Origin of the sequence: Enterovirga sp. CN4-39 (genome assembly GCF_049446235.1) — a bacterium.
Classification (GTDB): domain Bacteria; phylum Pseudomonadota; class Alphaproteobacteria; order Rhizobiales; family Beijerinckiaceae; genus Enterovirga.
The window spans coordinates 189,157-208,034 of the sequence record NZ_JBMSEF010000003.1 but is presented as its reverse complement, the minus strand read 5'-3'; the positions used below and the strand labels follow the sequence as shown (position 1 = coordinate 208,034).

Genomic DNA, 18,878 nt, shown 5'->3' with positions numbered 1-18,878 from the left:
CGCGGCGGCGCAGCCATGCAGGCCCCGAACGGGCGCGTTGGTGGGCCCTAAGCTCCGTTTGGCGTCCCGGATGTCTGCGCGTGCGCGCTCAGGCAGGCTGTCGCAGCTCGGCGACCTTCCGCTCTGCTGGCTGCTCAAGGAAATCCGCCCAAGCCGCCATAAGCTCGCGGCGCTTGTCTAGCGCGTCGCCCCGGCGGTACGCTCTCTCGACTGCGTTGCCGACCGCGTGCGCGAGAGCCGCCTCGGCAACCTCGCGCGGGAAGTCCGTTGCCTCACCCACCCAGTCGCGGAACGACGATCGGAACCCGTGCGCCGTGACGTCTACCTTCATGCGCTTGAGCAAGGCGCTGAAGGCCATGTTCGAAAGCGGTCTGTCGGCTCGAAAGCTCGAGAAGATGAGCTCGCCGCGTCGCACCTCATCCATCTCGTCGAGTATGGCGATCGCTCGCTCGACGAGAGGCACCCGGTGAGGCCTCCCGGCCTTCATGCGCTCAGGGGGCACCGTCCACACTCGCGCATGCCGATCGATCTCGCTCCATCGCGCTCCTAAGACCTCGCCCGAGCGAGCAGCCGTAAGAATCAGAAATTCCAGAGCGAGGGCGGCCGCGGCTTGTCGCTCCCTCAGCTCAGCCACGAACGATGGCATTTGCTCGAACGGAAGAGCCGCATGGTGGCCTCGCGTCAGGCGTCGCCTCTTCGCAAGCAGCTGATCGAGATGCCCGCGCCATCTTGCCGGGTTCTCGCCCGTTCGCAGGCCTTTGGCCCGAGCGGCGTCGAGGATCCGTTCGATCCGGCCCCGGAGACGCGACGCAGTCTCGCTCTTCTCGGTCCAGATCGGCCGGAGCACCTGGAGAACCTCCTCCGTCCCGATTTCCGAGATAGGCTTGCTCCGGAGCGGAGCCGCGTAGGTCTTCAGGGTGGAGGACCATTGGGCGATGTGCTTGTCGTTTCGGAAGCCTTTGGCGAGCTCCGGCACAAGCTGATCGGCGAAGGCTCCGAATGTGACGACGGGGGCGACCTCCGCGGCAGCCTTACGCCTCGTGTCGATCGGATCGAGGCCGTCCGCCAGCTGCTTGCGGGCTTCGTCTCGCTTCCGGCGAGCATCGGCCAGAGAGACCGCCCCGATACTCCCTAGCCCCATCTCCCGCTGCTTGCTGCCGCTCCGATAGATGAAGAGCCAACGACGGGCTCCGCCCGGGTCGACCTGCAGATAGAGCCCGCCACCATCGGAATAGCGTCCAGGCTGCGATATTGTCGCGACCCCGCGAGCGTTCAGCTTGTTGACTGCCCGGGCCATGTGTCCGACCAACCCCTAGCATTTACCCCAGCACTTGACGCGGATTGTAGCGAACAGCGGCGAACACAGACAACCACTGTCCGAGGCCTAAGCTACTGGGATTTAGGGGTTTTCGGGACGCCTGCGAACATCGGCGAACAGGTAAGTGGCGGAGAGGGGGGGATTCGAACCCCCGATACGGTTGCCCGTATGCCGCATTTCGAGTGCGGTGCATTCAACCACTCTGCCACCTCTCCGGGCCGTGCGCGAACGCTGTGGTCGAGGCGGGCTCGTACCATGCACGTTCGGCCGTCACAAGCGCCCGGCGGCCTGTCCCATGCTGCTTTGCGAAAAACCTTAGCTTTATTGGGCGAGAAGCGGGGCGGCCCGATCAACGCGAGGCGGGAGGGTACGCCCCCGGCTCCGGTCCAGACCCGCACGAGCGCGGCGGTCAGTAGTTCGGCCAGAGGCCCGGTGTCGCGAGTTCGACGAGGTGGTTGTCGGGATCGCGGAAATAGAGGCTCGTGCCGCCCTTCGGCCAATCGGCCCGGCTCTCGACGGCGACGCCCCTGGCAAGCAGGCGCTCCTCCCATTGCGCGAGCGCTTCGGCCGGGATCGCGAGCGCGATATGGAGCGGGCCCTGCCCGTCATGGGGAGGAATGATGCCGCCCGGCATCGTCACCGCATCGAGCGTGGAGCCGCGCCTGAACAGCAGCAGCACGCTCGCGGGCCCCGCCTCGAAAGCCGCGAGGCGGTCATCCACAAAGATGCGCTTCAGGCCAAGAATGTCCTCGTAGAACGAGGCCGCGCGGGGCAGGTCGTCGACATAGAGCGCCGTCTCGAGCACGCCCGAGATGGCGGGGCGACCTCCCTCCCCTTCGGCCGGCATCACCACATGTCGAGGGCGATGCGGGCCTCGTCGGACATCCGGCTCTGATCCCATGGCGGGTCGAAGACCATGTTGACCTTCACGTCGCGCACGCCCTGCACGGCCGAGACGGCATTCTCCACCCAGAGCGGCATCTCCCCCGCCACCGGGCAGCCCGGGGCGGTGAGCGTCATGTCGATCGTGACCGCGCGATCATCCGCGATGTCCACGCGATAGACCAGGCCGAGCTCATAGATGTCGGCCGGAATCTCGGGATCGTAGACGGTCTTGAGCGCCGCCACGATCTCGTCCGTCATCCGGTCGATCTCCTCGGCCGGAAGGGCGGAAGGCTGCGCCACCGCGGGCGCGTTCGGGGCCGCAGCCTCGATCGGGATACCGTCGCTCATATCGTCACCAAAACGGTCGGGTGCCTGGCAGGTCGGGGCGGAAGATAGGTCCGCCGCCGGCAAAACACCACTCAGCTGAACAGCGCCTCGGCCTTCTGCAACGCCTCGGCAAGCTTATCGACCTCTTCCAGCGTGTTGTAGAGGCCGAAGGAGGCGCGGCAGGTCGAGGTCGCACCGAAGCGATCGAGGAGCGGCATGGCGCAATGCGTCCCGGCCCGCACGGCGATGCCCTGGCGGTCGATCACGGTCGCGACGTCGTGCGCATGCGCGCCCTGCATCTCGAAGGAGAGGATCGGGCCCTTGCCCTTCGCCTTGCCGATGATGCGGATGGAGTTCATGGCGCCGAGCCGCTCATGCGCATAGGCCGAAAGCCGCTCCTCGTGCGCCCGGATGTTCGGGCGGCCGACGCGCTGCATGAAGCGGAGCGCGGCGCCGAGCCCCACCGCCTCCACGATCGCCGGCGTGCCCGCCTCGAACCGGTGCGGCGGGTCACCATAGGTGACCTCGCCGCAGGCGACGGTTTTGATCATCTCGCCGCCGCCCTGGTACGGCGGCAGGCGCTCCAGCCACTCGCGCTTGCCGTAGAGCACGCCGATGCCGGTCGGCCCATACACCTTGTGGCCGGTGAAGACGTAGAAATCCGCATCGAGCTCGCGCACGTCGACGTCGAGATGGACCGCGCCCTGCGCTCCATCCACCAGCACGGGCACGCCATGGGCATGCGCGATGCGGATGATCTCGGCGATCGGCGTCACGGTGCCAAGCACGTTCGACATATGCGTGATGGCGACGAGCTTCGTCCTCGGGGAGAAGAGCTTCTCGAACTCCTCGATGAGGAAATTGCCTTCGTCGTCGACGGGAGCCCATTGCAGGACGGCGCCCTTGCGCTCGCGCAGGAAATGCCAGGGCACGATGTTCGAATGGTGCTCCATGATGGAGAGGATGATCTCGTCCCCCTCCCCGATCATCGACTGGCCCATCGTGTTGGCGACGAGGTTGTAGGCCTCCGTCGCCGACTTGGTGAAGACGATCTCGTCCGTCGAGGCGGCATTCAGGAAGGCGCGCGCGCTCTCCCGCGCGGCCTCGAACGCATCGGTCGCGGCATTCGCCATGTAGTGGAGGCCGCGATGCACGTTGGCGTAGCCGGTCTCCATGGTGGAGACCATCGCGTCGATCACCTCACGCGGCTTCTGCGCCGAGGCCGCGCTGTCGAGATAGACCAGCGGCTTGCCGTAGACCTTCTGCCCGAGGATCGGGAACTCGGCCCGGAGGGCCTCGACGTCATAGGGCGGCGGAAAGGGTGCGTTCATGCTGTCATGGCCGGGCTTTCCCCGGCCACCCCGATTAGATGTGCCTCGAACGTCTCCGATCGGGATGGCCGGGCCAAGCCCGGCCATGACACCGGAGCCCTGCGTCAGTGTCTCGCCTGCAGCCAGGCTTCGACGACCTCGACCAGCGCGTCGTGAACGGCCTCGTTCTCGACGGTCTCGATCGCCTGGCCGATGAAGGCCTGGAGCAGCAGGCTCTGCGCCTCGGCCTCCGGCAGGCCGCGGCTGCGCAGGTAGAACAGCAGGTCCTCGTCGAGGGCGCCGCAGGTGGCGCCGTGGCCGCAGACGACGTCGTCGGCGAAGATCTCGAGCTCGGGCTTGTTGTTCATGCTCGCCCCGTCCGACAGGAGGAGCGTGTCCGACTTCATGGCGCCATCGGTCTTCTGCGCATGCGGGCGGACGATGATCTTGCCCTGGAAGACGCCGGTGGCATCGTCGTCGAGCACCGTCTTGTAGAGCTCGCGGCTCGTGCAATGCGGCACGGCGTGATCGACCAGCAGCGTGGCGTCCGAATGCTGCTTGCCCTTGAGCAGGCCGGCACCGTCGATCCGCGCGGTCGAGTTCTCGCCCTCGAAGGTCAGGAAAACCTGGTGGCGTGAGACATGCGCGCCGGACACGACATTGATCGTGTTGAACGACACCTCGGCGCCGAGCCTGGCCGTGAGGGTCGAGAGCGCCAGCGCGTCCTTGCCCTCGTCGTTCAGGCGAATGTGACGGACCTGCGCGCGATCACCGACCACGAACTCGATCACGTCGTTCGGCTGGTAGGCGAGCCCGTCCGGCCCCTCATGGGATTCCAGCAGCGTGAGAGACGCGCCCTCCTCCACCACCACGAGCACGCGGGTCGCCGTCGCGAAGGCGGTCGAGCCGGAATTGACGAAGCGAAGATGCAGCGGCTGCTCGACATTCGTGCCGGCCGGGATCCGGATCACCGCCCCGTCCGCCATGAAGGCAGTGTTCAGTTCGTAGACCGGGTTCGCGCGTGCCGCCGCGACCGCGCCGAGCGAACCCAGCATGACGTGCGCGCTCGCGAGTGCCTCGTTCATCGGCACGACCTCGACCCCGGCCGGAAAGGCCGCTGCCTCGGACAGCTCCGTCGCGACGTGGCCGTTCACGATCGTCAGCCGCGCCGCAGAGAGGCCCGTGAAGGCCTTGGCGTGGTTGAACGCGACTGCGAGGTCGGTCGAGGCGGGCTTCTCGGCCAGCGGCGCTGCCTCGCGCAGCAGCGCCCGCAGGTCGGTGTACTTGAACTCCTCGACACGCCGGTGCGGCAGGCCGCGCTCCGCGAAACCGGCCATCGCGCTTTCGCGCACGGACAGGTCGCCGGGCAGGGAGCCCTTGAGCCTATCGAAAAGCTGGGCGATGCCGGTCTCGGCCGGCGTCTTCATGACAGTGATGTCGGCCATCGTTACGCAGCCTCAGCCTGCCGGTAATCGGCGTAGCCGTTCGCCTCGAGCTCGAGCGCCAGCTCCTTGCCGCCCGAACGGACGATGCGGCCATTCGACATCACGTGCACCGTGTCCGGCACGATGTGATTGAGCAGGCGCTGGTAGTGCGTGATGACCAGGAACGAGCGGTCCTTCGCGCGGAGCGCGTTCACGCCTTCGGACACGATGCGCAGCGCGTCGATGTCGAGGCCGGAATCGGTCTCGTCGAGGATGCAGAACTTCGGCTCCAGGAGAGCCATCTGCAGGATCTCCATGCGCTTCTTCTCACCGCCGGAGAACCCGACATTCAGCGCGCGCTTCAGGAAGTCCTTGTTGATCTCGAGCTTCTGGCCGGCGGCATTGACCCGCTTGATCAGCTCGGGCGTGCTGAGCTCGTCCTCGCCGCGCGCCTTGCGCTGCGCGTTCAGCGCGGCCTTCAGGAAGGTCATCGTGCCGACGCCCGGGATTTCCAGCGGATACTGGAAGGCCAGGAACACGCCGGCGGCGGCGCGCTGATCGGGCTCCATCTCGAGCAGGTTCTGCCCGTCCAGGACGATCTCGCCGTCGAGGACCTCATAGTCCTCCTTGCCGGCGATGACGTAGGACAGGGTCGACTTGCCGGAGCCGTTGGGCCCCATGATGGCCGCGACCTCGCCGTCGTTCACGGTGAGGTTCAGGCCGTTGAGGATGCGGTTGTCCTCGATCTGGACGACCAGGTTGCGGATCTCGAGCATAATCAGTCTTTCTTCGTGTCAGATCGCCGCGAAGGCTTCGATCTCTTCGACGAGCCCGTCGAGATCGCGTTCGTAGCCTCCGCCGGCATCAAGCAGATTGGTTGAGCCGCTTGCGGCGGCGTTCTCGGAAACCCTGAACAGATTCGGGCCGAGGCGGCGGATCAGAAGTCTCCGCGTCTCGCCCGCCACGATGACGAGGTCCCCTTCCTCGCGGAAGACGCCGAACTCCGGGAAAGCCTCGGAGACGACGCCGTCCAGCTCGGCGGCAGGCCTGTCGTCCGCCAGCACCGCGGCGATTGCGTCTTTCAGGGACTTCTCGCTCATCAATGTCTCCTAGCGGCCTCCTGGCCGAGAACGACCCGAAACTTCGCCCGTAGGGCACGCTCACGCTGATCCAGCTGGGCATGCCGTCGACGGGAGTGCTCCAGCATGGACCGCAGCTCGCTCAGCTGGAGGTCGGCCCGGGCGAGTTCGGCCACCCGCGCCTCGGCGGAGGCGATCTCCTCCGCCATCTCGTCGAGTTCCTCGCGCGTCCGTTCGAATTCGCGCAGCAACTCCTCGGCCTCGCTAGCCAACGGAGCCCTCCAGCGAGATCGAGATCAGCTTCTGCGCCTCGACCGCGAACTCCATCGGCAGCTGCTGCAGCACGTCCTTGACGAAGCCGTTGACGATGAGCGCCACCGCCTCTTCCTCGCCGAGGCCCCGCTGCTGGCAGTAGAACATCTGGTCCTCGGAGATCTTCGAGGTGGTGGCCTCGTGCTCGAAGACGGCGGACGAGTTGTTCGACTCGAGGTAGGGCACGGTGTGCGCGCCGCACTGGTCGCCGATCAGAAGCGAGTCGCAATTGGTGAAATTGCGCGCGCCCTTCGCCCGGCGGTGGGCCGACACGAGCCCGCGATAGGTGTTGTCCGACTTGCCGGCCGCGATGCCCTTCGAGATGACCCGGCTCGTCGTGTTCTTGCCGAGGTGGATCATCTTGGTGCCGGAATCGACCTGCTGCTTCCCGTTCGAGATCGCGATCGAATAGAACTCGCCGCGCGAGCCATCCCCGCGCAGGATGCAGGACGGATACTTCCAGGTGATGGCGGAGCCCGTCTCAACCTGCGTCCAGGTGATGATCGAGTTCTTGCCACGGCAATCGCCACGCTTCGTGACGAAGTTGTAGATGCCGCCCTTGCCCTCGCTGTCGCCCGGATACCAGTTCTGGACGGTCGAGTATTTGATCTCGGCGTCGTCGAGCGCGATGAGCTCGACCACCGCCGCGTGCAGCTGGTTCTCGTCCCGGCGCGGGGCCGTGCAGCCCTCGAGATAGGAGACATAGGACCCCTTGTCGGCGATGATGAGCGTGCGCTCGAACTGCCCGGTGTTGCGCTCGTTGATGCGGAAATAGGTGGACAGCTCCATCGGGCAGCGGACGCCCGGCGGTATGTAGACGAACGATCCGTCCGAGAAGACGGCGGAGTTCAGGGTCGCGAAGAAGTTGTCCGTGGGCGGGACCACCGAGCCCAGATACTTCCGGACGAGTTCGGGATGCTCGCGGATGGCCTCCGAGATCGGCATGAAGATCACGCCGGCCTTCGCAAGCTCGGCCTTGAAGGTCGTCGCGACCGAGACGGAATCGAACACCGCATCGACGGCTACGTTCGGCCGCTGGATCCCTTCCAGCAACTCGACTTCGCGGAGGGGGATGCCGAGCTTCTCGTAGGTCTTCAGGATCTCGGGATCGAGCTCGTCCAGCGATGCCGGGCCTTCCTTGAAGCCCTTCGGCGCCGCGTAATAGTAGAGCTCGTCATAGTTGATCGCCGGGTATTCCACGCGCGCCCAGTCCGGCTCGCGCATGGTCAGCCAGCGGCGATAGGCATCGAGCCGCCACTCGGTCATCCATTCGGGCTCGTCCTTCTTGTTCGAGATGAAGCGGACGATGTCCTCGGAGAGGCCCTTCGGGGCCTTCTCCATCTCGATCTCGGTCTCGAACCCGTACTTGTACTGATCGACATCGATCAGCTTCACCTGATCGATCGTCTCCTGCACTGCAGGCATTGCCGTCTCCTAATGCCGGCCGCCCGGGGCCGGAAAATCATCGAGCTTTGATCTAGATCAAGCCGCGTACGCCCGTCCTCTGTCATATAGGCGCCGCAGCAAGGTTTCGAAGGCCTGCGAGAAGCGGATCACGTCCTCTTCCCGCGAATTCCAGCCGAAACTTACCCGGATGGCGCCTCGCGCGAGGTCGCCCGGCACGCCCATGGCCGCCAGCACGTGCGAGGGCGCGACCTTGCCCGAGGAACAAGCGGAGCCTGAGGACACGGCAACGCCGTCCAGGTCAAGAGACATCAGCGCCGTCTCGGCCGAGAGGCCAGGGACCGCGAAGGCGAGCGTGTTCGGCAGGCGAGCTGCCCCTGCCCCGAAGACGACAGCCTCCGGAGCCAGCCGAAGCACCTCCCGCTCGGCCCGGTCACGAAGACCGGCGAGCCGCGGCGCCTCCTGCGCCAGTTCCCGCGCCGCAATCTCGGCCGCGATCCCGAAGCCGACGATGCCGGCCAGGTTCTGCGTTCCGGCCCGAAGTCGACCCTCCTGCCCGCCCCCGCGAATGAGCGGAAGGTCCGGACCGGCGCGGCCGGCCCGGATGACGAGCGCCCCGATCCCGGCGGGCGCTCCGAGCTTGTGGCCGGACAACGTCGCGGCATCGAGCCCGAGCGAGGGCATGTCGACGGGCGATCGCCCGGCCAGCTGGACGACATCGCTGTGCAGGATGCCCCCCGAGGCCTGCACGATGCGCGCGACCTCCGAGAGCGGCTGCACGACGCCCGTCTCGCTGTTCGCGCCCTGCACCGAAACGATGGTCGACCCCTGCCCCTGCTCGGCGAGCGCCCGCGACAAAGCGCCGAGATCGATACGGCCGTCGGGCCCAACGGCGAGCTCTCCCGCGCGGTCGGCGGAGAAGCCATGTCCCGAAAGAACGGAGGCGTGCTCGGTCGCGCAAACAAGCAGGCTGGCTGCGGCGCGGCCGCCCTCGTCCTTGAGGCTGCCCGGGCGGAGCACGGTGGCGTTGGCCTCGGTGCCGCCGCTGGTGAACGTGACGTCGTCCGGACGCGCCCCCACGAGTGCGGCCACCTGCGCTCGCGCACGCTCGACGAGCTCACGGGCCGCGCGTCCCTCCGCATGCACGGACGAAGGATTCCCGAGGCACGACAACGCATCCGTCACCGCGGCCAGAACCTCCGGCCGGATCGGCGACGTTGCATTGTGGTCAAGGTAGGTCCGGACCGGTGCCATGCCTCACAACGCTTGGCGGCCGGGCAGCAAGACGGGACGAAAATCTTGCAATTGACCCGACCGAACGTGATATCCTGGTTCGATCATGAGACGCCGTGACATCACCCGCCAAGAGGATGTCCACGTTTCGTTCTCATCTTAGAACATTTCTAAATTAGCTTAACGGGCTCTTAGAGCCGGAGTCAAGCTCGCGGAACTCGGGTGGTTACCACTCGACCAAATCCGGACCGCGCTCCGCCAGAAGGTGCATCGAGTATGCCTGAAGTCACGTTCACGGGCCCCGCCGGCCGCATCGAAGGCCGTTATCAGCCGGCCAAGCAGAAGGGCGCGCCGATCGGCATCGTGCTGCATCCGCACCCGCAATTCGGCGGGACGATGAACAACCAGATCGTCTACAACCTGTTCTACGGCTTCGTGAACCGGGGCTTCTCGGCGCTCCGCTTCAACTTCCGCGGGGTGGGCCGGAGCCAGGGCTCCTTCGACCATGGCCCGGGCGAATTGTCGGACGCCGCTGCGGCCCTCGACTGGGCGCAGGCCGTCAACCCCGATGCCCGCACCTGCTGGATCGCCGGCGTGTCGTTCGGTGCCTGGATCGGCATGCAGCTGCTGATGCGGCGCCCGGAGATCGAGGGCTTCATCTCGATCGCTGCGCCCGCCAACCGCTTCGACTTCACGTTCCTAGCGCCCTGCCCCTCGTCGGGCCTCTTCGTGCACGGGTCGGAGGACCGCGTTGCCCCCCAGAAGGAGGTCATGGCGGTGATCGAGAAGGTGAAGACGCAGCGCGGGATCCAGCTCGAGCATCAGATCGTCGAGGGCGCCAACCACTTCTTCGACGGCAAGGTCGAGGAGTTGATGACGACGGTCGACACCTACCTCGACAAGCGCCTCGGCAAGCGGGAAGAGCAGGCCGCCTGACGTCCGCGCAACGCCGGCGGCGCGACGACGCGCCGCCGCTCGTCAGGGCAGCGCCTTCACCCCGCCCGTGATGGGCTGCGGGACGCCGGTCGTTGCCGGAAAGGTGATCGGAAGCCCCAGCTGGCTGAGCACCGCCAGATAGGCGAAGGCCTGCGCCTCCAGATAGGCGGATGACCAGCCGACCGCGTCGGCCGTCGTGATCTCGCTCCGCAGATGGTAGTTGAGGAGCCGCATCAACTCGCCATTGCGGGCCCCTCCCCCAGCGACGATCCAGCGCAACGGCGGCTCCGGCGCATGGTCCAGCGCGCGCGCGACCGCCTGGGCCGTGAAGGCCGTGAGGGTAGCGGCGCCGTCCTCCGTCGAGAGCTGCCCGGCCAGCTTGTGCGAGAACCAGTTCCGGTCGAGCGATTTCGGCGGCTTCCTGGCGAAGAACGGGTGCGTCAGGAGCCATGCGAGGAGAGCACCGTCGGCTCGGCCGCGAGCCGCAGTGCGGCCGCCATCGTCCAGCGGCCGGCCCGTGCGCTCGCGCATCCAGTCGTCGATCAGGGCGTTCCCGGGGCCCGTGTCGAAGGCAAGGAGGTCGCCGCCTTCGGTCAGGAGCGTGACATTCGCGACCCCGCCCAGGTTGAGGATCCCGAGGGGGCCTGCGAAGCCCGACGCTTCCGCGAGCGCCCGGTGAAAGACGGGCACGAGCGGCGCGCCCTGCCCTCCCGCCTCGATATCCGCCCGCCGCAGATCGTAGACGACGGGGATTCCGAGCCGAGCGGCCAGGATGCTGCCGTCCCCGATCTGGATGGTCATGCGCTGGTCGGGCCGGTGCACCACGGTCTGGCCGTGGAACCCGATCACCCCGATGTCAGCCGCCTGAAGGCCGTTATCCGCCAGGAACGTTTCCACGGCCTCGGCATGGCTCCTGGTCACCAGCTCCTCGGCCTCTCCGAGGCAGCCGGGCCGTTCGCCGAGCGTTTCGATCTTCTCCGAATCGACCAGCGCCTGCCGAAGCAGCGCCCGCTCGTCATCCGTATAGGGCCGATATCCGGTCGGCCCGAGCGGCTCGATGAAGCCGTTCTCCGTCCGGTCGACCTTGAGGGCGATGCCGTCCGTCTCGATCAGCGCCACATCGACGCCATCGAGCGAGGTTCCGCTCATCAAGCCGATCGCCCGCATCCCGTGCTCCCGTGAAAATCGTCGCCGAAGCTGTTACACGCACGGGTTTACAGCCGAAACGAACAATAAGGCCCATGTCCACGACCCAGCCAGCTCCGAGCTCGGCCTTCCTGCGCGTTCTGACGGAGCGCGGCTTCATCCATCAGACCTCCGACCTTGCGGGGATCGACGAGGCTGCGCGGGCGGGCCGGCTCACGACCTATGTGGGATACGACTGCACGGCGCCGTCCCTCCATATCGGGCACCTGCTCTCGATCATGATGCTGCATTGGCTGCAGGAGACGGAGGCGGGCAGGCCGGTGGTGCTCATGGGCGGCGGAACGACGCGGGTGGGCGACCCGTCCGGCCGCGACGAGACGCGCAAGATCCTGACCGTCGAGCAGATCGAGGAGAACAAGAACTCCATCAAGGAGGTGTTCTCCCAGTTCATCCGCTTCGGCGAGAGCGGCCATGAGGCCGCGATGGCCGACAACGCGGAATGGCTGACCAAGCTCAACTACATCGACATGCTGCGCGAGATCGGCCGCCACTTCTCGGTCAACCGCATGCTGTCGATGGATTCGGTGCGCCTGCGGCTCGAGCGGGACCAGGAGCTCAGCTTCATCGAGTTCAACTACATGATCCTGCAGGCCTACGATTTCACGGAGCTGCATCGCCGCTATGGCTGCATCCTGCAGATGGGCGGCTCGGACCAGTGGGGGAACATCGTCACCGGCATCGATCTCGGGCGCCGTCTCGGAACCGGCCAGCTCTACGCGCTCACCTGCCCGCTGATGACCACGGCCTCCGGTGCCAAGATGGGCAAGACGGCAGCCGGCGCGGTCTGGCTCAAGGGCGAGATGTTCTCGCCCTACGATTACTGGCAGTTCTGGCGGAATACGGAAGACTCGGATGTCGGCCGCTTCCTGAAGCTGTTCACGACGCTGCCGATGAACCGCATCGCGGAACTCGAGCGGCTTCAGGGTGCCGAGATCAACGAGGCCAAGAAGGTGCTGGCGACCGCCGCGACCGCGCTCCTGCACGGCGCCGAGGCCGCCGCCGCTGCCGCCGAGACCGCCCAGAAGACCTTCGAGCAGGGCGTCACGGCCGACACGCTTCCCTCGGTGGAGATCCCGCGCGGCGAGATCGAGGCTGGCCTCGGCATCGCGCCGGCGATCGTGCGGGCCGGCCTTGCGGGATCCAATGGCGAGGTGATCCGCGCCATCGCCAACGGCGCCATCTCGGTCAACGACGTCCGCGTCGCGGACAAGGCGCGCGTCGTGGGCTCGTCGGATCTCGCTGATGGCGTCGTGAAGCTCTCCTTCGGCAAGAAGAAGCACGTCCTGCTCCGCGCCGTGTAGGCGCGACGGGCTATTCCTCGCTGTCCGGCGCCGCCCCGCGCGGACGTCGGACGCGCCGCTCGGCCGGACCTGGCGTCGCGCCAGTCGTCTCCTCCTCGGGCATCATCCAGCTGAACAGCTTGCGGAGGATGCCTGGGGCGACGGCCGTCAGGGGATTGACGGTCAGCGTCGGGGCGCTCGCCTGGCCGGACACCTTGAAGTCGATCGCGAAGAGCCCCTCGTTGCGGTTGCCGCCCCCGAGGAGGAGCCCCACCAGCGGCACCTGCGAGAAGGCGTTGTTCAGGCCATAGGCCGGCACGAAGGTGCCGAGGATCTCGGTGCGGTCGCGGGCGTAATCCACGTAGCCGCCCAGCGTGAAGCCGACCTGGGCGCCCCAGACCACCACATCCTTGTACTCGACCCGGGAGGCGCTCTTGCGGAATGCCGCGTCGAGCTTCGCGAAGTCGACCTGGTCGGCCTCGAGCCGCTGCGCGATCGCGCCGTTGCGCTCCTCCGACCCGCTCGAGGATGTGTTGGCCGCGATCCGGCGCAGGGCCGGCTCGTTGCGCACCGCGAACGAGCTGATGGAAATCGATCCCGTCTGGACGGCGTCCCCGACGGTCGTCTTCACGACGAGTTCGCCGCCCGACATCCGGCGATAGAGATCCAGGAACCGGAGGGTCGCGCCGGCATCGCCCGAGCGCACCAGGAGCTGCGGCTGGTTCCCCTCGCGGACGAGCTGCGCATCGACCACGGCGGACCGGAACTGGCCGCGCAACTGCAGCGCCCGGAGATCCTTTCCGCGCGAGCCGATCCGAGCGGTCACGCCCGTGAGCGCCTCGTCGTTGTAGCCGGTAACGATGTTCAGCGCGGCGTCGATGTCGAGATCCGGCGGCTCACGCCCCTTCTGGGCAGCGCCTCCGCCGGAGCCGGTCAGCCACTTCAGGACGGGACGGGCATCGCCCACGTTGCCCTTCAGGTTCACCTTGTAGAGTCCGGAGGCACGCTGGACATGCACCCGCATGTCGTCGCCGGGCGAGAGCTTGAGCGTGCCGAGATCCGCCCGTTCGAGCGCCCCATCGGCCGCGAAGGCTGCCGTGCCGCGGAGTTGCACCGGCCCGGATTCCAGCACGAGGTCGCGCAGCTCCGTCCCTTCACCCTCCCCGAAGGCGAACGTGATCCGGCCCGGGCGGCCCGGCGCCTTGGTCCAGCCCGGGAGAAGCCCGTCCACCGCAGCCTTGGCGAGATCGGCCTCGAGCCGCGTCGGCCCCTTCGCGCCCGGCCCGAACGGCGAGACGAGCTTGACGGCGACCGGCCCGGTCACCTGCGGGGCGCTCGGGAGGGAGCGGCGCGTCCGGGCCGCCTCGTCGAGCGTCATGTGCACCGTGATGTCGCCAGGGCCCGTCTTCGGCTGCCGCAGCTCGAAGTTCGCGGGCGAGCCACCCAGCCGCCCGTCGCCGCGAAGCGACAGAGCACCGCTCTCGTAGGAGAGCGCAAACTGGCCCGCCTCGAGCTTCTCCCGCCCGACGACGCGGTCGATCACGATGTCCCCGAGGGTCCCGCTGACGCTGATCGGCAGCTCCGGCAGCGGCGGGATGCGATGCACCATCAGGGGCAGGGAAACCTTGAGGTCGGCCCGGCCTTTCACGTTCGCCGGATCGATCTCGAACGAGCCCAGCTGCTTGAATACGGGTGAGCGGAGGAACGAGGCGAGTGCATCCGCTCCGCCATCGAGACGGAACCCGATCTGGGCGATGCTCGTCGGTGTGTGCTCGTCCGTCTGGTGGTAGGTCCCTTCCTTGAAGGCGAGCCTTCGGCCATCCGGCATCTCCACCTGGCCCTTGGAGGTCGAGAGAGTGGTCGTCGTTCCGGTGGCGGAGCCGACGATGTCGAGCTTCGTGAGCGGGGGGAGCCCGTCGATCACCTCGAGCTTCGCATCCGAGACCGTGAAGGCGAGGCTCAGCGCGCCATCGGAGATCGGCTTTCCGGAGAAGGCGTTCTTCACATCATTCGGATCGAGCTCGGTCCGCAGCCGCATCGTGTCGAGCGTGCCGCCGCGCAGGTTCTCGATGAGGTAGCCGCGTAGCTCCGGATTCACGCTCCCCGGCCAGAACGCGAGCAGCCGGCGGACGCCGGTCGTCTTCGCCTCGATGCTGCCCCGCATCGTCGTGCCCGCGCCACCGGAGGCGGTCGCGCCCGTCACGACGATGTCGAGCCGCTCGCCCGTGAAGGCGAGGCGGTCGAGCGAGATCCCGGTTTCGGAGAAGGAAGCCTCCGCCGAGAGCGCCTCGACGGGAAATGCGGGGTCGGCCGGCGTGACGCCTCCCCAAGTCGCGTTGCGACCGGCAACGCCGAGGCGCCATGAACCGTCGCCGCCCGCCGCCAGCGTGCCGGACAGCAGGGCTTCGGTCTGCCCGCTCTTCACGGCGATCTCGGAGAGGTCGAAGCTGCCCTTCGCCTCGTCCCAGGAGGCCGATCCGGCGAGCCGCTCGATCGCGATCGGGTTCTGGCCGGGTGGCGCAATGGATCCCGCGCTGCTCTCGAAGCGGCCGACGAACCGGCTCAGCCGGCCATCCGCCAGCTGCGCCGAGATCTGGCCGGAGAGACGAAGGTCGCCGACGGTGGGGAAGCCGGACATGCCGGTCAGCAGGAGGGCGTCGCCGAGCGGGATGCCGGAAGCCTGCAGTTCGGCGTGTGCCTTCCCCGCATCCTCTCCGACCTCGCCCGCGAGGCGCCAGAACCCTCCCGGCCCTTCCAGGCCGATCGACATCCGCCGAAGCCCGTCCCCGACCCTCTCGAACAAGGCATTCACCCGCCGGAACGAGGCACGCTCGCGGCCATCGGATCCGAGCACCGTCAGCTTCGCGTCGGCGATCGTCGCCCGGTCCAGCGCGCCGATGAGCCCGGAGGCACGGAAGACCGGCTCCAGGAGCGAGCCGACTGCCCGCGACACGGTCGAAGGGCCGCCGCTTTCCGGCACGGGTCCGGGAGCCGGCGCCTCGCGCTCGGCGGATGCGGCAGCCGGGTCGGCAGAATTCGATGGAGGAACGAGGGAAAGGCTCCCGTCCGGAGCCACACGCGCCAGCAGTTGCAGGTCGCGCAGCTCGATCTCGCGCGGCGCCAACCGGCCGTACAGCAGGGACGACGGATCGAGGCTCACGACGGCGTGCGGCGCCCGGATCACGAGCTGGCCGGCAGGGTTGCGGACCTCCATGCCCGAGGTCCGCACGGCCGGAGCCGCGCCCTGCAGCTCGATGGCGGCATCGGCCAGCTCCACGCGCCAGCCCGGCCCGAGGCGCGAGGCCAGCGCGCTGGAGACCCGGCCCGCGTAATCGGTCAGGCTGACCGGCCCGGCGACGAGCCGCAGATAGGCCGCGAGGCCGATCAGGACGACCAGGAACGCGACGACCAGCTTGGCGTAGAAGGTTCGCCGAACGATTCGCCGCAGGCGTGTATCGCGCCTTGCGACCGGTTCATCCGCTGTGACGAGCAGCCTCATCCACCCTCGAACAAAGACACTCGTCAGGGATCAGCAGCCTGTGATTCGGCTGACGGCGCGAGACGGATTAGAGAGTACCTCGCCGTGCCGTGAAATCGGTAAACGGCGAGAGTGCGTCATCAATCAAGTCATTAGGTCGAAAGGAAGGCGAGCGATGCAGCTCGAAGTCGGATCTCCCGCGCCGGCATTCACGCTCCCCGGAGCCAGCGGCCAACCCGTCACCCTGGCGAGCTTCGCCGGTCGCAAGGTGGTGCTCTATTTCTACCCGAAGGACGACACCAGCGGCTGCACGCAGGAAGCGATCGAGTTCAATCAGCTCAAGGCAGAGTTCGCAGCCGCGGGCGCAGAGGTGATCGGGATGTCACCCGACAGCCCGAAGAGCCACACCAAGTTTTCCGGAAAGCACGGTCTGGAGCTCACGCTTCTGTCGGACGAGGCCAAGGAGACATTGCAGGCCTATGGGGTCTGGGTCGAGAAAAGCATGTACGGCCGGAAGTACATGGGCGTGGAGCGCACGACGGTGCTGATCGGCCCCGACGGCCGCATTGCGCGCATATGGTCGAAGGTGAAGGTACCCGGCCATGCCAAGGAGGTGCTGGAGGCCGTGCGCGCCATGTAAGGCGCAATTGTACGATCCTTAACCCTAACCAGGTGTGATGGGGCCGCCTTCCACGACGGTCCCATGCGCTCCCACCCGCACGCCAGCCGACCTTCTCCGGCCAGTTCCGCCGCCTCCCGCTCCGGAATCCTGCTCAGCCGGCGTGCCGTATTCGGTGCAGGCTTCGGCGTCGCCATGAGCCTGGCCTGGGCCGGCGCCGCCACCTGGTACATCACCTTCCGGGACGATATCGCGCAGCGGGTCTTCGTGCGCGAGACGGAGATGCGGTTCACCTACGAGGACCGGATCGCCCATTTGGCGACCCGGCTCGAGCGGGAGATCACGCAAAACCTCGTCGAGCGCAGGACCTTCGACTCGCGCGTTGCCGCCGTTGCGGCGCGCCAGGCAGAGATCGAGGCGCGGCAGGCCTGGCTGCGGACGGCCGCGGAACAGGCCGGGCTGGCCTCGCCGGGAGAAGCCCTGCCCAGCGCAGCGGCAGCGGCAACGCGACCTGCCTCGCCCCCCGAACTCAGGCTCCGGAACGAACGTGCGGCGACCGACACCGGCCCGGCTCCCCGCGATCGCCTCCGCGCCCTGGAGAGGAAGCTCGAGGCAGCCGGAGCCGACGAGATCGAGATCGTGAAGACATTGGGCCGGGCGGCGCGGACGCGGCTGTCGCAGATACGTTCCGCCCTCGATGCGACGGGTCTGGATCTTTCTGCCTCGATCGGCCGCGACGGCGGCATCGGAGGGCCACTCGTCCCGGTCGAGGTCAGGCCGGAGGCAGGCCCGATGGGCTTCCTTCTCACCGATCTCGGCTCCAGCATGGCCGAGATCAGGCGCCTCGACGGGCTGGTCCGGACGCTGCCTCTCCGGCGGCCGCTCGAAGGCGAGGTCGAGCATACGAGCGGGTTCGGTGCTCGCTTCGACCCGTTCACGCGCGGCCCGGCGCTCCATACGGGAGTCGATTTCCGGGCCGAGACAGGCACTCCCGCCCGGGCCACGGGTGCGGGGCGCGTCGTTACGGCCGAGTATTCCGGCGGGTACGGCAACCTCGTCGAGATCGACCACGGCAACGGCATCGTGACGCGCTATGGCCACCTGATGAGCTTCCTGGTCGCTCCTGGCGACCGGGTCGCCGCCGGGCAGGTCATCGGGCTCACGGGCTCGACGGGCCGCTCCACGGGGCCGCACCTCCATTACGAGACCCGCGTGGCCGGCGAGCCCGTCAACCCGGTCCGGTTTCTCGAGGCCGGACGGCTGATGCGCCGGACGGACGGCTGATCCGGCTCAGCGCAGGACGAACGGCTGCTCGCGCCGGACATCGCCGCTGAGCACCAGGGCACTGATTGCGGCAGCGATCTTCTCGCCGCCGCGCGACGACGGCTCGATCGGGTTGGCGTAGTCGGCCGGCTCCGTGCAGACCAGCCGCAGGTCGATCAGCGGCAGCGCCTTTTCGATGGCGATCCGCACGATCGGGTCGTTCATGTGCGCCAGCGCCGATACCGAGAGACGCTGCCGCGCCGGATCAGGATAGTTGGGATTGTAGATCGTGCAGATCGCGGTCGGGAGCCGGCGGGCGAGCACCAGGTCGAGCATTCCCCGGTAATCCCGCTCGAAGCTGCGGCTCAACTCCCCGAGCGTCTCGAGAACCTCGGCGAAGGACCGCGCCGGTCGCCCCAGTACGGCCGAGTAGCCGAGCGCATCGTTCCCGCCGACGCTGAGCACGAGATGCGTGGCATCGGCCGGCACGCGCGCGAGCTGGCTCCCGACGCTCCCCACGGTTGCACCGTCGACGGCGCACAGGGTGACCTGCCAGTCCTTCGGGAGATCGTCGCGGACCTGCGCGGCGACATCGGGTCCGCTACCGACATAGGCCTTGTTGTCGAAGATCGAGTCACCAAGCAGAACGAGGTGCGGCATAACGGCTTTCAGCTTTCCCCGCGTGCCAACGGATGAAGCAAGGGCTGGTTGCGCGCGGGAGAACAACTCTCTCTTCGAAGTCCTTCAGGGAGCGATACCGTCTCTAGACCTGTAGTAATTCACAAGGACGTTTCGTTGATCGGC

17 protein-coding genes and 1 tRNA gene are annotated in these 18,878 nt (G+C 67.5%); 4 read left to right on the top strand and 14 right to left on the bottom strand.

Features of this window, described 5'->3' with window-relative positions; all coding sequences use genetic code 11:
* Nucleotides 1-88 precede the first annotated feature (88 nt).
* The 11 genes from ACO2SS_RS07615 to ACO2SS_RS07565 form a co-directional block, all read right to left on the bottom strand.
* Entirely contained in the window at nucleotides 89-1,297 is a 1,209-nt protein-coding gene (locus ACO2SS_RS07615) for a tyrosine-type recombinase/integrase (RefSeq protein WP_423277007.1), read from the bottom strand.
* 146 nt (nucleotides 1,298-1,443) lie between these two features.
* A tRNA-Ser gene (locus ACO2SS_RS07610) sits at nucleotides 1,444-1,533 on the bottom strand.
* A 194-nt stretch (nucleotides 1,534-1,727) separates the two neighbouring features.
* Nucleotides 1,728-2,165: a VOC family protein gene (locus tag ACO2SS_RS07605; RefSeq protein ID WP_423277006.1), complete on the bottom strand. Its 438-nt coding sequence runs from the start codon at nucleotides 2,163-2,165 to the stop codon at nucleotides 1,728-1,730.
* A complete protein-coding gene (locus ACO2SS_RS07600) occupies nucleotides 2,165-2,551 on the bottom strand; it encodes an SUF system Fe-S cluster assembly protein (RefSeq protein WP_423277005.1) in 387 nt (128 codons plus the stop codon). Before ACO2SS_RS07600 ends, ACO2SS_RS07605 begins: the two co-directional genes overlap by 1 nt.
* Nucleotides 2,552-2,622: 71 nt before the next feature.
* A complete protein-coding gene (locus ACO2SS_RS07595; RefSeq protein ID WP_423277004.1) occupies nucleotides 2,623-3,861 on the bottom strand; it encodes a cysteine desulfurase in 1,239 nt (412 codons plus the stop codon).
* A 104-nt stretch (nucleotides 3,862-3,965) separates the two neighbouring features.
* Nucleotides 3,966-5,285, bottom strand: a complete 1,320-nt coding sequence (sufD, locus tag ACO2SS_RS07590; protein ID WP_423277003.1) for a Fe-S cluster assembly protein SufD — start codon at nucleotides 5,283-5,285, stop codon at nucleotides 3,966-3,968.
* A 2-nt stretch (nucleotides 5,286-5,287) separates the two neighbouring features.
* Complete coding sequence (gene sufC, locus ACO2SS_RS07585) at nucleotides 5,288-6,040, bottom strand: Fe-S cluster assembly ATPase SufC (RefSeq protein WP_423277002.1); 753 nt, start codon at nucleotides 6,038-6,040, stop codon at nucleotides 5,288-5,290.
* An 18-nt stretch (nucleotides 6,041-6,058) separates the two neighbouring features.
* Entirely contained in the window at nucleotides 6,059-6,364 is a 306-nt protein-coding gene (locus tag ACO2SS_RS07580; protein ID WP_423277001.1) for a hypothetical protein, read from the bottom strand.
* Nucleotides 6,364-6,615, bottom strand: a complete 252-nt coding sequence (locus tag ACO2SS_RS07575; protein WP_423277000.1) for a hypothetical protein — start codon at nucleotides 6,613-6,615, stop codon at nucleotides 6,364-6,366. Before ACO2SS_RS07575 ends, ACO2SS_RS07580 begins: the two co-directional genes overlap by 1 nt.
* Nucleotides 6,608-8,080 carry a Fe-S cluster assembly protein SufB gene (sufB, locus tag ACO2SS_RS07570; RefSeq protein ID WP_423276999.1) on the bottom strand — a complete coding sequence of 491 codons (1,473 nt, stop codon included), beginning with the start codon at nucleotides 8,078-8,080 and terminating at the stop codon, nucleotides 6,608-6,610. Before sufB ends, ACO2SS_RS07575 begins: the two co-directional genes overlap by 8 nt.
* 57 nt (nucleotides 8,081-8,137) lie before the next feature.
* Nucleotides 8,138-9,313 carry a cysteine desulfurase family protein gene (locus ACO2SS_RS07565; protein WP_423276998.1) on the bottom strand — a complete coding sequence of 392 codons (1,176 nt, stop codon included), beginning with the start codon at nucleotides 9,311-9,313 and terminating at the stop codon, nucleotides 8,138-8,140.
* A 255-nt stretch (nucleotides 9,314-9,568) separates the two neighbouring features.
* Between ACO2SS_RS07565 and ACO2SS_RS07560 the strand changes: the two genes are divergently transcribed.
* A complete protein-coding gene (locus tag ACO2SS_RS07560) occupies nucleotides 9,569-10,228 on the top strand; it encodes an alpha/beta hydrolase (RefSeq protein WP_423276997.1) in 660 nt (219 codons plus the stop codon).
* 42 nt (nucleotides 10,229-10,270) lie between these two features.
* On the opposite strand, the gene ACO2SS_RS07555 is transcribed toward ACO2SS_RS07560, so the two are convergent.
* On the bottom strand, nucleotides 10,271-11,395 hold the full coding sequence (locus ACO2SS_RS07555; protein WP_423276996.1) for an anhydro-N-acetylmuramic acid kinase: 1,125 nt from the start codon (nucleotides 11,393-11,395) through the stop codon (nucleotides 10,271-10,273).
* A gap of 74 nt (nucleotides 11,396-11,469) precedes the next feature.
* Here ACO2SS_RS07555 and tyrS point away from each other — a divergent pair, with 74 nt between their 5' ends.
* Nucleotides 11,470-12,735, top strand: a complete 1,266-nt coding sequence (tyrS, locus tag ACO2SS_RS07550) for a tyrosine--tRNA ligase (RefSeq protein ID WP_423276995.1) — start codon at nucleotides 11,470-11,472, stop codon at nucleotides 12,733-12,735.
* 10 nt (nucleotides 12,736-12,745) lie between these two features.
* On the opposite strand, the gene ACO2SS_RS07545 is transcribed toward tyrS, so the two are convergent.
* Nucleotides 12,746-16,213 carry a DUF3971 domain-containing protein gene (locus ACO2SS_RS07545; protein ID WP_423276994.1) on the bottom strand — a complete coding sequence of 1,156 codons (3,468 nt, stop codon included), beginning with the start codon at nucleotides 16,211-16,213 and terminating at the stop codon, nucleotides 12,746-12,748.
* A 154-nt stretch (nucleotides 16,214-16,367) separates the two neighbouring features.
* On the opposite strand from ACO2SS_RS07545, the gene ACO2SS_RS07540 reads away from it, so the two are divergent.
* Nucleotides 16,368-16,832 carry a peroxiredoxin gene (locus tag ACO2SS_RS07540; RefSeq protein WP_423276993.1) on the top strand — a complete coding sequence of 155 codons (465 nt, stop codon included), beginning with the start codon at nucleotides 16,368-16,370 and terminating at the stop codon, nucleotides 16,830-16,832.
* 63 nt (nucleotides 16,833-16,895) lie between these two features.
* Nucleotides 16,896-18,095 (top strand): M23 family metallopeptidase, encoded by a 1,200-nt coding sequence (locus ACO2SS_RS07535; protein WP_423276992.1) that lies wholly within the window; start codon nucleotides 16,896-16,898, stop codon nucleotides 18,093-18,095.
* Nucleotides 18,096-18,101: 6 nt separating this feature from the next.
* Here the strand turns inward: ACO2SS_RS07535 and ACO2SS_RS07530 are convergent, their stop codons facing one another.
* Nucleotides 18,102-18,734 carry an SGNH/GDSL hydrolase family protein gene (locus ACO2SS_RS07530; RefSeq protein ID WP_423276991.1) on the bottom strand — a complete coding sequence of 211 codons (633 nt, stop codon included), beginning with the start codon at nucleotides 18,732-18,734 and terminating at the stop codon, nucleotides 18,102-18,104.
* Between the last annotated feature and the right edge of the window lie 144 nt (nucleotides 18,735-18,878).

Coding starts and splice junctions, on each gene's coding strand:
- ACO2SS_RS07615 (WP_423277007.1), bottom strand. CDS start 1,297: ATGGCCCGGGCAGTCAACAAGCTGAACGCTCGCGGGGTCGCGACAATA.
- ACO2SS_RS07605 (WP_423277006.1), bottom strand. CDS start 2,165: ATGCCGGCCGAAGGGGAGGGAGGTCGCCCCGCCATCTCGGGCGTGCTC.
- ACO2SS_RS07600 (WP_423277005.1), bottom strand. CDS start 2,551: ATGAGCGACGGTATCCCGATCGAGGCTGCGGCCCCGAACGCGCCCGCG.
- ACO2SS_RS07595 (WP_423277004.1), bottom strand. CDS start 3,861: ATGAACGCACCCTTTCCGCCGCCCTATGACGTCGAGGCCCTCCGGGCC.
- sufD (WP_423277003.1), bottom strand. CDS start 5,285: ATGGCCGACATCACTGTCATGAAGACGCCGGCCGAGACCGGCATCGCC.
- sufC (WP_423277002.1), bottom strand. CDS start 6,040: ATGCTCGAGATCCGCAACCTGGTCGTCCAGATCGAGGACAACCGCATC.
- ACO2SS_RS07580 (WP_423277001.1), bottom strand. CDS start 6,364: ATGAGCGAGAAGTCCCTGAAAGACGCAATCGCCGCGGTGCTGGCGGAC.
- sufB (WP_423276999.1), bottom strand. CDS start 8,080: ATGCCTGCAGTGCAGGAGACGATCGATCAGGTGAAGCTGATCGATGTC.
- ACO2SS_RS07565 (WP_423276998.1), bottom strand. CDS start 9,313: ATGGCACCGGTCCGGACCTACCTTGACCACAATGCAACGTCGCCGATC.
- ACO2SS_RS07560 (WP_423276997.1), top strand. CDS start 9,569: ATGCCTGAAGTCACGTTCACGGGCCCCGCCGGCCGCATCGAAGGCCGT.
- ACO2SS_RS07555 (WP_423276996.1), bottom strand. CDS start 11,395: ATGCGGGCGATCGGCTTGATGAGCGGAACCTCGCTCGATGGCGTCGAT.
- tyrS (WP_423276995.1), top strand. CDS start 11,470: ATGTCCACGACCCAGCCAGCTCCGAGCTCGGCCTTCCTGCGCGTTCTG.
- ACO2SS_RS07545 (WP_423276994.1), bottom strand. CDS start 16,213: ATGAGGCTGCTCGTCACAGCGGATGAACCGGTCGCAAGGCGCGATACA.
- ACO2SS_RS07540 (WP_423276993.1), top strand. CDS start 16,368: ATGCAGCTCGAAGTCGGATCTCCCGCGCCGGCATTCACGCTCCCCGGA.
- ACO2SS_RS07535 (WP_423276992.1), top strand. CDS start 16,896: ATGCGCTCCCACCCGCACGCCAGCCGACCTTCTCCGGCCAGTTCCGCC.
- ACO2SS_RS07530 (WP_423276991.1), bottom strand. CDS start 18,734: ATGCCGCACCTCGTTCTGCTTGGTGACTCGATCTTCGACAACAAGGCC.